Below are 11,612 nucleotides of genomic sequence, written 5' to 3' on the forward strand. Positions count from 1 at the left end.
TTAGCCGAGATTGCCTATGGTATGGCGCCCAAGACGATGCAAGAAAGGGTTGAGGCGTTGGAATATAAGCACCAGGAATGGCTGAACCAGTTGCCAAATCGCGTCCGGGAAACCCTGCTTGCCATTGCCCGGCAGTTTGCCAGCGGCGGCACCGACGAACTGGAAAACCCGCACATCTTTGAGATAATTAAAAAAGGCGGTATTCAGGCATTAAGAGAAATTGGTGAACCAAGAGAAATTATCACCGAAACCAAGCGCAGGCTCTTTGCAGCATAATGCCCCATAAACCCATTAATGTATAAAATGAACGAACCATATAAACTGCCGGAAGGTTGGAGATGGGTAAGGCTGGGTGAGGTGTTTGAATTACAGCAAGGTGCTGCAATGTCACCTATGAGGCGCGCGGGCATTTCTCCAAAACCATTTTTGCGTACGCTTAATGTTTTATGGGGTAAGTTAGATTTATCCACATTGGATTATATGGATTTTACAGATGAAGAAGTATCTAAATTAACTTTAAAGCCGGGCGACTTGCTGATTTGCGAAGGAGGTGAAGTTGGTAGAACCGCTGTCTGGAATGGACAACTTGATGTTTGTCTTCACCAAAACCATGTGCATCGTTTACGAAAAAAAGACGCCAGTATATTGCCAGAATTTTACATGTACTGGATGCAAGCGGCATTCAAGGTCTTCGGATTGTATTTCGGCCAGTCAAGCGAGACAACAATTCCTAATCTCTCGATTGGGAGATTGAAATCATTCTTTGTGCCCATAGCACCCCTGCCCGTCCAGCGGCGGATTGTGGCGAAAATAAAGGAGATGATGGATGAGGTTGAGAAGGCAAGAACTGCCTGCGAAAAGCAACTGGAGGCGGTAAAGGCTCTCCCTTCTGCATACCTGCGCCAAGTCTTTGAAAGCGAAGAGGCAAAAAACTGGGAAAGAAAAAGGCTGGGCGAGGTGTGTGAGTATACATCCGGCATCTGGGGAGAAGAACCAAATGCGGAAACCGAGTCTTATTTAGTTTTAAGATCGAACAATATTCAAGATGGTAAAATGGTTTATAATGAAATTGCGCGCAGAAAAGTTGACCGTAGGTACTTAAATGAAAAGTCATTGCGACCTGGTGATATTTTAGTAACTTCGTCAAGCGGCAGTAAAGATTTGCTTGGCAAGAGCGCAATTTTTATACCCCCTGACGATAGAACATATTTATTCTCAAATTTCACTATGCGATTAAGAGTAATACCAGAAATTGTGGATTATTTCTATATATATTATTATTTACAATCGCCTAATGCCAAAAAAGTTCTGCAACTAATTCAAGACACAACAACAGGATTAAGAAATCTTGACCGTAAAGAGTTTTTTAATCAACTCATCCCCCTCCCGCCCCTGCCCGTCCAGCGGCGGATTGTGGCGGAGCTAAAGGAAAAGATGGCGGATGTAGAGAAACTTCGTCTATCAATTGAAAAGCAACTTGAAACAATCAACGCCCTGCCGCAGGCAATTTTAAGAAAGGCGTTCAGGGGGGAATTATGATAAAAAAGTTGGTGGTGGAAAATTATCGGTCGATTCGCGAGCTGAAGATTGAGCTTGGTCCGATGAACGCATTCATCGGACCTAACAATGCCGGTAAATCTAATATACTCTCCGCATTAGATGTGATACTCGGGGATAAATATCCTACAGTTAGATCATTTTCGGAAAAGGATTTTCACAATTATGATACTTCAAAACAGATAAAATTTGAGGTTATTTTTGATCGACATTTAGAGTGTGACCAGCGTGTGTGCGGTTTCCGATTGACAGCTGACTTACAAACTTGCGAATATATTGCTATAGATCAGGAAGGACAGCCGGTTAAGTATGGTCAGTCCTCGAACCCAGTGAGGGTATCGAATGATATGAAGAACGAAGTTGCATTGATGTACCTGGGTTTAGACCGGCAGGCAACGCAGCAGATAAGGCCAAGTCAGTGGACACTATACGGAAAGTTAATCAAGCATATTGAATCTCACATAGATTCCACCAATAAGGAGAAATTTAAGCGGACGCTTGATGCCTCCTTCGAATCGGAAATCAAACCTGATTTGGAAAAAGCTGAAGAGATACTAAGAAATTATGTTAGAAGACAAACCGGGTTGGAGTTAATGCTCAGATTTTCGATAACAGACCCGATTGAAATAATAAAAAATGTCCGTCCTTATCTTAGGGAACGTGACTCAAGCATGGAGTTTGATGCTGAGGATATGGGAGCAGGTACACAAAGTGCTTTAGCAGTTGCAGTGGCAAAGGCTTATGCTGAGATAGTTAGAAAACCGCTGGTTATCGCAATGGAGGAACCGGAATTATATCTTCATCCTCACGCCTGCCGTAATTTCTATAACCTTCTAAAAGAACTTTCGGTAGGCGGCGTTCAGGTGATCTACACAACTCATGAGCGTTCATTTGTAAATATCGCTGATTTTAATAATATTTATATTACTCGGAAGGAAAACGGACAAACAAAAGTTTTTTCTGGGAGAGGAAAGGATTTGGATTTAACTGAGCCAGACAGGTTTAAAATTATTTCAAAATTCGACGAAGCAGTGAATGAAGTCTTTTTTGCGAACGCGGTAGTTTTAGTTGAGGGCGCCACCGACAAAATAGCGTGCAGTTTAGCCCTTGAAAATCTGGGTATTCGACTGGATGAGCAGGGGATATCGATAATCGAATGTAACAGCAATACCGCTATTCAAGACATTGCAAAGATTCTAGAGATGTTCAATATTCCTTTTTACATCCTTATTGATCAAGATTCGGGAAATCAGAGATCAGAGCAGTTAATCCAGCAATTGGTGCAGGTTTTTGGGAGCGACAGAATACTACTCCAAAGCCCCAATAAGGAGGGGATGCTGAATATTGAGAAGTTATCGCGAGCCGAGGCGCTCATTAAATTACCAGCATGGTTTTCAAATAACAAGATACCGAAAGTCTACAAGAAATTAGCAAATATGATAAATTCCGTTAGCAAACATGATAAATTCCGGGGATAAAATTATGAGTGCCAACATCCGTAAAATCACCACACCGCAGTCTTTAAACGCCTATATCAAATCCATCTGTGACATTATGCGCCGGTCGGGCAGGGCAGGTGCTTTGCAGTATGTGCCGGAACTGACCTGGATGCTTTTCTTAAGAATTCTGGATGAACGGGAAGAGAATGAAGCCGAAGAGAAAAGGGCGCTGGGCGTCTCTTTTACCCCTTCGCTGGAATACCCTTATCGCTGGCGGGACTGGGCGGCACCTGATGGCAGAAAGCGGCAGGAGTTGCAGGCGAGCACCTTGGGCGCATTTATGTCTTTTGTCAATGGTGAACTAATACCATATCTGAGAAATCTGAAGAACCGACCGGGGGCGACACCAAGACAGAAGGTCATCAGTGAGGTATTTTCCGCTACTGAGCGAACCGGCATTGATACCGAGAGGAATCTGCTGGATATTCTGGATAAGATTAATCTGCTTTCGGTTGAGAATATTGACGAAACTCATATCTTTCCCATATCGCAGGTTTATGAGGGGCTCTTGCAAAAGATGGGCGAGAAAAACAACGACGGTGGGCAGTTTTTCACACCGCGCGAGGTAATTCGGGTAATGGTGAAGGTAATTGACCCGCAGATTGGTGAAACCGTTTATGACCCTTGTTGCGGAACTGGCGGGTTTCTGGCACAGGCTTATCAGTATATGAAAGCAAAGGCAAAGACCGGTTACGATATAGAAACGCTTAAAACAAGGACATTTTACGGACGAGAGAAAGAAAATCTTGTTTATCCTATCGTTCTTGCCAATCTTGTGCTTCAAGAGATAGATGAACCCCATATCTGGCATGGCAATACATTAACCGGGTTAGAAGTTTATGGCGGACTATTTCAGGATGCGCCTGCTCTTTTTGATGTGATTCTTACCAATCCGCCTTTTGGCGGCAAGGAAGGAAAAGATGCCCAGACCCGTTTTGCTTATAAAACAAGTTCAACGCAGGTGCTCTTTCTCCAGCATGTGATTGACAGTCTGAAACCTGGTGGCAGGTGTGGAATTGTGATGGATGAAGGGGTGCTTTTTAGAACAAATGAAAATGCCTTTGTCCAGACAAAAAGAAAACTTTTGAATGAGTGCAACCTGTGGTGTATTGTGAGTTTACCCCCCAAGGTATTTGTAAATGCCGGTGCGGCGAGTAAAACCAACCTGCTATTCTTTACAAAGGGAGAGCCAACAAAGGAAATCTGGTATTACGACCTGTCGGATATAAATGTTACCAAGAAACAGCCGTTAACTTTTCAACATTTTGAGGATTTTTTCCGCCTGCTGCCCGAACGGGGCGTCAGCGAGCGTTCCTGGCGGGTGCCGATTGAGGAGATTGAGGCAAAGGGTTATGACATAAAAGCGGTTAATCCCAATCGGAAAGTCATTGAAGACACCAGAACCCCAGAAGAATTACTATCAATAATTGAGCAGGAAACCGAGGAAATCTCCCAGATTCTTAAATTACTGAGGCAAAAGGGAGTATAAGATTACAACCGATAATACACTGGCAAAGGTTAAAATGATTTTTCGTTGCGACTGGCAAAACTGATGCCACATGTTTGGTTCGTAGTTCGGAAAACCGGAAACTAAGAGGGGAGTTGCTTGTAAAATGGACATTTTTGTTTTAGCGCGTTAAAATTTTAGTGATGGTTTGTAAGATTTGCGAGAAGGAGAAGTGTGGTGCCCAGGTTCTCGGTTTGTGCGTTGACTGTCTGCGGGAAAATTTAGGTAGGTGTCTCCCGGTAATTTACGATGCGCATAAGAAGGTGAGGGAGAGGTTCGGTCTGCCCGGAGAACCGCCGCGAAGTAAAAATGGGAGGGGTTGTCGGCTCTGCGTCCATCACTGTCAGATTGGTGAAGGGGAGAAGGGGTATTGTGGGTTAAGGGAGATGAGAAACGGGAAATTGACAAGCCGGGTGTCAATACATAATGCTCTGATTTATACCTACCTTGACCCGATTCCCACCAACTGCTGTTCCGCCTGGTTTTGCCCGGCAACAAGGGTTAATAAAGGGATGTTCAATCTGGCGGTTTTTGCCTATGGCTGTTCATTTAACTGCCTTTTCTGTCAGAACCCCCAGCATAAGGAGATAGCCCGAGCGCCAGAAAAGTCGGTGGATGATTTTATCAATGAGGCGCTAAACGAACGGGTAGCATGCATATGCTTCTTTGGTGGCTCAATAGAACCCCAGTTACCTTTTGCCCTTTATGCCACCAAAGAGATTTTGAAAAGAAAAATGGTGAGAATCTGCTGGGAGTGGAACGGTGTCGGGAATGAGAATCTGGTTCTGGAGGCGGCAAGGATGTCATTTGAGTCAGGGGGGAATGTAAAGTTTGACTTAAAAGCGTTCAATGAGGGTGTAAGTTTTGGTTTGTCAGGGTGTTCCAACCGAAAGTCCTATGAAAATTTTGCCTTAGTGGCAAAGGAATTTTTCTTCAAGAGAGCCGAGCCGGTTCTAACCGCTACCACTTTGATGGTTCCTGGTTATGTGGATGAGGTTGAGGTTGGGAAAATCGCCGAATTTATTGCCTCTTTGAGCAAGGAGATTCCCTATTCCCTTCTGGTATTCCATCCAGACTTTTTTATGAATGACCTGCCAATTACCCCAAAGGAGCAGGTGGAGTCGTGTTATAAGGTGGCAAAACGCCATCTTACGAATGTCAATATCGGCAATCTTTTTCTCCTGCATCCCTAAAGGGGAGGGACATCCAGGGTTGGTCATTCCGCGGGAAACTCGGACAGATGGAAAAGGGGATGACTGGCTGGAACGCTTGACAGAGGCGAGGAAAGGGTTAAGATTATTGGCTGATGGAGTCCTTTGGAATCAAGACCCGCAGCCGGACCGAACTGGTTGATATTACCGGTGAGGTTCAGGAGATTGTGAAAAGAAGCGGGGTGGTTTCCGGCATCTGTTTTGTCTATGTGCCGCATACAACCGCGGGCGTAACGGTTAATGAGAGTTATGACCCGGATGTGGCAAGGGACATCGCTGACACCCTGTCAAGGTTAGTGCCGGCAGGTGGAGGTTATCACCATACCGAAGGTAATGCCGATGCCCATATCAAGTCGGTGCTGGTTGGCTGTTTTCAGGCGATACCGGTTGAGAATGGCAGGCTTGCGTTGGGCAGGTGGCAGGGGATTTTCTTCTGCGAGTTTGACGGACCAAGGGAAAGAAGGTGTTTGGTAAAGGTCATTGGCGATAAATAAAAGGAGGAAAAATGCATAAGAAACTTTTCATTCCCGGACCAACCGAGGTGCGGGAGGAGATATTAAAGGCGCAGGCGCAGTGGATGATTGGTCACCGTTCTAAGGAGTTTGGCGAACTGAATCAGCGCTGCATTGAGAAGACGAAACAGGTTCTCAAGACCAACAATTATGTTTTCTGGTGGACCGCATCTGGAACCGGTCTGATGGAGGGCGCGATTAGAAATTGTGTGCGCAAAAGGGTTCTGCATACGGTGAATGGCGCATTTTCTGACCGCTGGTTTAAGATTTCGCAGGCGTGCGGCAAGGAGGCTGAAGCGGTAAGGGTGGAATGGGGTAAGGCGGTGCGGCCGGAGATGGTTGATGCCGAACTGAAAAAGGGCGGTTATGAGGCGGTAACAATCACGCAGAATGAGACCTCAACCGGTGTGCGCGCGCCGATTGAGGAGATTGCCCAGATGGTAAGGGAGAGGTATCCGGATGTGTTGATTTTGGTGGATGCGGTTTCAAGTTTGATGGGCGACTGGTTTGATATTGACCGGCTGGGTCTGGATGTGGTTGTGGCCTCAAGCCAGAAATGTGTGGCTTTGCCTCCGGGTCTGGCGGTGGCGATTGTTTCACAGCGGGCGCTGGAGAAATGCCGTACAATCCCTGACCGGGGCTATTACTTTGACTATGAGGCGATGCTCAAGCGGTATGAGAAGGATAAGCAGACGCCCACCACTCCGGCGATATCTCTGTTCTGGGCATTGGACAGACAGCTTGACGCCATCCTGAAAGAGGGGATGGAGAACCGCTACAAAAGGCATCAGGAGATGGCGCGGTTCACCCGGGAGTGGGCAAAGAGGTATTTTGCCCTGTTTCCTGAGCCGGGGTATGAATCGGTGACGCTGACAACCGTTACCAATACCCGGGGCATAAGTGTTAAGGATTTGAATGGTGCCTTGGGTGAAAGGGGAATGCAGATTTCCAATGGCTATGGTGACCTGAAGGAGAAGACCTTCCGCATCGCCCATATGGGTGATTTAACGATGAAGGATATGGAGGAGGTCACCAGAGCGATTGTGGAAATCCTCAAGTTGTGAATTTTGCCTTCTGGCTCGGGCTCGCACTTTGCTCTCTCTCGGGACCGGGAATAAACCTCACCAAGAATAAAGCAAGGTTTGAGCCCGAGCCTTATTCTTCAGCATCACTTATCAGGTTTGCCAACGGGATAACAATAGATATAAATTCAAAAATAACAACTGACCAACTGCCAATCACGAAATACTGGCTGGTTCATTTCTCAAGACCCCTCAGGCAGGAGTGGCTGGAAGTATTAAGAAAACTTGGGTTTGAACCGGTATGCTACATCGCCTATCAGACAGTGGTGGCGAGGGCTAAATACAAAATGAACTATGATGAAGTCAAAAGGTGGTTAGCAGGAATTCTCGGGCAGGTTGACTGGGTTGGTCCTTTTCTCCCTGAGTACAAACTGGCGCCAGAACTGCGGAGACACGGTTTGAGACGGAAGCCAACAGGTCCATTAACAGTTGCCTTCTGGCCAGGAGAAACAGAGGCATGTTTGCAATTGGGAATGGGAAATTTCTCAGTTGGTCAGTTCGCAGAGAGAGAGGAGGTTGCTTGGATTCAGGAGGCAGAGGTTTTTGCCCCTTTTAATCGGGATGTGCAGTGGGTTTTGCAGAGCGGCTGGAGTCCGGTTGTTCCTGACCCTATCCAGGGAAGAAGGGTATGGGAAAAGGGGATTCGGGGACAGGGGATGATTATCGGGCTTTTTGATTCAGGGATTAACACCGAGCATGATATGTTCCGGGACCCAAATCTGCCTTTGGAGGCACCAGGAGTCTATCCTGACCATCGTAAGATTGTTGCCTATAAACTTTACAAGGAGGCGGCGTTTGGCGATGTGGGCGCAGTTTATTATCACGGTTCTGGGGTTGCCGGGACCCTTGCAGGTAATGATGCGGTCTGTGGAAATTTAAGCGACCTTGACGGGATTGCACCTGAGGCAAGGATATATTTCCTTGATATCGCTACCGCCAGTGGCAACTATATCTATTCTGACAACCTTACTGAGATGCTTGATTCGGTCCGGCTGGGTCTTGGGCTGGGCGAGCCGGTTCGCCAGATTTCCGGTTCGGTCGGGACATCCGATTATCTTGGTTATTACCGGCTGGCTGATGCCACGCTTGATGCGGTCTCCTGGCAGGACAAGAAGTTTCTTGCGGTCTGGGCTGCTGGTAACAGCGGCGGCGGAAGATATAAACTTGGACATCCTGGGTGTGCCAAGAACTGTTTAACGGTTGGTGGTTGCGGTAATGGCACCAGAAGTAATCTTATTTATTCATTATCATCTGCCGGTCCAACACGGGATGAACGCATCAAGCCCAATATTGTGGCACCAGCAGAAAGCATTAGTACCGTCTGGGGCGCAGGTGTCAATACCTATTGGGTTCGCGATGGCACCTCATTTGCTGCACCCGCAGCCTGCGGCGCACTGGCACTTTTGCGCCAGTATCTGAAAGAGGGATGGTTTCCTTTTGGGTATCCTGACCCGTCGCGGGCAATAAATGCACCCAGCTCGGCGCTGATGCGGGCGCTGGCACTGTGTGCTACCGACACCAATGTCGGGGCAGAAACGATTCCAGATATAAGGATTGGCTGGGGCAGGCTTAATCTATCCCAGATAATGCATTTTCCTGATGACTCAGTCTGTTGGACATTTGTTGATGAAACCATCGGGATTGAGACCGGTCAGTTTGATGAATATCAGGTGACAATTGAAAGGCGCAAGCCGCTGCGGGTAGTTCTTGCCTGGACCGATACCGCAGGTGCACCTGCTGCCCAGATTGCACTGGTTAACGACCTGAATCTGGAACTCATCAGCCCGGATAATAACCGCTACCGGGGAAATCAGTTGTTTAAAGGAGCGTCCATTCCCAATCCAGGTGTGTGGGACGAGCGCAATGTTGAGGAGGTGTTTTACTTACCCCGTCCATTAACAGGTGTATGGAGGATTCGGGTTTATGCACGCAATATTTATACCTTCCGCCAACCTTATGCATTGGTGGTAAAGGGGAATGTGGGGGGGATTACTCCCGGGGTGGATGAGAACCCCACAAAATCACTCCCAATAAATAATTTAGAGCAGAACATCGTTAACCCTAAATTTTCGGGGATGAAAATTCCTGTAGGTACCCAACTGAAAGTTTGGACTGTCAATGGTAGGCTTGTAGCATTAATTAATAATTACAACCAGAGCGAATTGCGGTGGCGTTTTACAGATAAAAATGGTGAAAGGCTACCCGCGGGTGTCTATTTTTACCAATTGTCTCAATTCCCTGGAAAAATCCAGACGGGAAAAATCACATTGGTCAAATAAGCAGCTGCCCAGCCTTTTCTGTTCAGGCTCCGATAATTTTTAACACCCAGACGCTGTGAATCAGAACCTCACGGTGATAAATCACACCCGCAACCCGGATGCCGTTGATTTTTTCTAAAAACTCCACCCGGCGCAAAAGGTCAGATAGACCCCATACATCCGCTTCTACACCAACAAACCGGCCGCTGACAGGTCTGCCCGCAAGGATGAGTTGAAAGCCCTCATCGCCAAGAAGTTTAACAATCTGTTCGGGACGATGGCCGGTTTCAAGGAGGAAGTGAAAGTGACCGAAGTTGTTAACCACCGACCAGTCAATATCCGCCTGAATACGAAATACGCCTGAAGGGTTTTTCTCGTTCCAGAGCAGGCGATCAAGTTTTGCCCTTACCCAGTTTTCATTCTGACCAAATGCGCTGACAATAGCACCGATGTCCGCTTGGGGATTGTTCGCCAGAAACCTAAGAAACCCCTGTTCATCGCGGGAAAGGGGGAGGGCAACGGGGTAGGAATACCCCTGAATCTTGAACACCTCAACATCCTGCAGCCCAGAACTGGCTTGGATGAACCTGATTTCATTGTCAAAGTCACGGGAGTAGAAGAGTAGGCCGAGGTTTGGTCCAACATCCTGAGGGAGGCAGGAGTTGATAAGAATTTCAGTCACAAACGGCAACCGGCTGGTTAAAATCTTGGCATTTTCAAGCGGGTTTTGGGTTTTTGCAAGCATCGCCGCCCATACCCATTTGCCACCTAAAAGCCGGGGTACAATTATGGTAAGATGAAGGGAGCGAATTAAACCTGCCTGACGAAGACGGTGAAGGCGCTTTATGTAATCCTCACCTGTCATTCCGGCATTGTCGAGGAGAGCGGCAAAGTCCTGGGTGTGTTGGGCTAAAAAATAGGAGCGGGCTTCTGCGAGTCGCAGCGCCACAACATCAAGCGGCTCAATAATCATCATACCTCCTTAATACGCCCCTTTCCGGGACAGAACCACCGGGATGGTCTTAAGGATAATCGCCAAATCCCCAAAGAGGCTCCACTCGCGGACATATTTGGTGTCAAGCCGCACCCGCTCCTCATAGGTGGTGTCGGTTCTGCCGGAAATCTGCCACAACCCGGTCAGACCAGGGGGTACGCGAAAGAGTAAAAGGGAGTAGTCAAGGTAATATTCAATCTCCTTTTCCACAATCGGTCTTGGACCAACAAGGCTCATCTGACCGGCAAGGACATTGAGAAGTTGGGGCAGTTCATCAATGCTTAATTTCCGCAGCCACCTTCCCACAGGGGTGATGCGCGGGTCGTCTTTCAGTTTGAAGTTTTTTTCAAACTCCGCCCTTTTCTTGGGGTCATTTTTCAGGATTTCCTCAAGGATTTTGTCCGCATCGTTGTACATTGTTCTGAACTTCAAAACATCAAACTCCCGCATATTCCTTCCGAGGCGCCGATGCCGGTAAAAGACCGGTCCGGGGCTGGTTGCCTTTATCAATAGCGCCACCAAGAGCATTAGTGGTCCCAGGAGAATAAGGGCAAAAATGGCAACGGTCAAATCCACAATCCTTTTCAGTCGTCTGCCAATCCCTTCGGCAACGAAGGGTCCGATAGCACGGGGGTGAGGGCCCAAGAGATAGGCGGACATCTTAAATGAACGGATGCCGATGAAGTCAATAAAATATTTTGGTGCAATTGCGGATACGCCCTGTTCGGTTTTGATGTCGCTGATATCAACAACAATCGTTTTAAAATCCCTGAGCCTGCCTACACTCTCCGAGTTATTTTTCAGCCACTCCTCAAGCCCATCGATCGGGACAATTTGGGCGCATTCAAAACCCCACCAGCGCAACAGCCCGACCTGATTCTGATTGAAGTCGGTAACAAACACAACCCTTTCAGGGAACATTCGGCGGAAGAGGATGCCGATAAGGGGGGCAATGAATGTGAGATACAACCAGAGCGCCACCCAGAATCGGA

General features: G+C 47.4%; 10 protein-coding genes. 8 read left to right on the plus strand and 2 right to left on the minus strand.

Going from position 1 to position 11,612, the window contains the following annotated elements; all coding sequences use genetic code 11:
* From ABIK47_07010 to ABIK47_07045, 8 genes are all read left to right on the plus strand, one after another.
* On the plus strand, positions 1-276 hold a 276-nt coding region (locus ABIK47_07010; protein ID MEO0020367.1), incomplete at its 5' end, for a hypothetical protein.
* A gap of 27 nt (positions 277-303) precedes the next feature.
* Entirely contained in the window at positions 304-1,539 is a 1,236-nt protein-coding gene (locus ABIK47_07015) for a restriction endonuclease subunit S (GenBank protein MEO0020368.1), read from the plus strand.
* On the plus strand, positions 1,536-3,035 hold the full coding sequence (locus ABIK47_07020; protein MEO0020369.1) for an AAA family ATPase: 1,500 nt from the start codon (positions 1,536-1,538) through the stop codon (positions 3,033-3,035). Before ABIK47_07015 ends, ABIK47_07020 begins: the two co-directional genes overlap by 4 nt.
* Positions 3,036-3,039: 4 nt before the next feature.
* On the plus strand, positions 3,040-4,545 hold the full coding sequence (locus ABIK47_07025; GenBank protein ID MEO0020370.1) for an N-6 DNA methylase: 1,506 nt from the start codon (positions 3,040-3,042) through the stop codon (positions 4,543-4,545).
* Between the two features lie 161 nt (positions 4,546-4,706).
* Positions 4,707-5,756 (plus strand): radical SAM protein, encoded by a 1,050-nt coding sequence (locus ABIK47_07030; GenBank protein ID MEO0020371.1) that lies wholly within the window; start codon positions 4,707-4,709, stop codon positions 5,754-5,756.
* A 113-nt stretch (positions 5,757-5,869) separates the two neighbouring features.
* On the plus strand, positions 5,870-6,268 hold the full coding sequence (locus tag ABIK47_07035; GenBank protein MEO0020372.1) for a secondary thiamine-phosphate synthase enzyme YjbQ: 399 nt from the start codon (positions 5,870-5,872) through the stop codon (positions 6,266-6,268).
* Positions 6,269-6,279: 11 nt separating this feature from the next.
* Positions 6,280-7,350 carry an alanine--glyoxylate aminotransferase family protein gene (locus ABIK47_07040; protein ID MEO0020373.1) on the plus strand — a complete coding sequence of 357 codons (1,071 nt, stop codon included), beginning with the start codon at positions 6,280-6,282 and terminating at the stop codon, positions 7,348-7,350.
* Positions 7,347-9,647 carry a S8 family serine peptidase gene (locus ABIK47_07045; GenBank protein MEO0020374.1) on the plus strand — a complete coding sequence of 767 codons (2,301 nt, stop codon included), beginning with the start codon at positions 7,347-7,349 and terminating at the stop codon, positions 9,645-9,647. The genes ABIK47_07040 and ABIK47_07045 overlap by 4 nt, the downstream gene beginning before the upstream one ends.
* 22 nt (positions 9,648-9,669) lie before the next feature.
* Here the strand turns inward: ABIK47_07045 and ABIK47_07050 are convergent, their stop codons facing one another.
* Complete coding sequence (locus tag ABIK47_07050; GenBank protein ID MEO0020375.1) at positions 9,670-10,602, minus strand: hypothetical protein; 933 nt, start codon at positions 10,600-10,602, stop codon at positions 9,670-9,672.
* A 6-nt stretch (positions 10,603-10,608) separates the two neighbouring features.
* On the minus strand, positions 10,609-11,612 hold a 1,004-nt coding region (locus ABIK47_07055; GenBank protein MEO0020376.1), incomplete at its 5' end, for a sugar transferase.

This window comes from candidate division WOR-3 bacterium (assembly GCA_039801245.1).
Classification (GTDB): domain Bacteria; phylum Hydrothermota; class Tepidihabitantia; order Tepidihabitantales; family Tepidihabitantaceae; genus JAOABP01.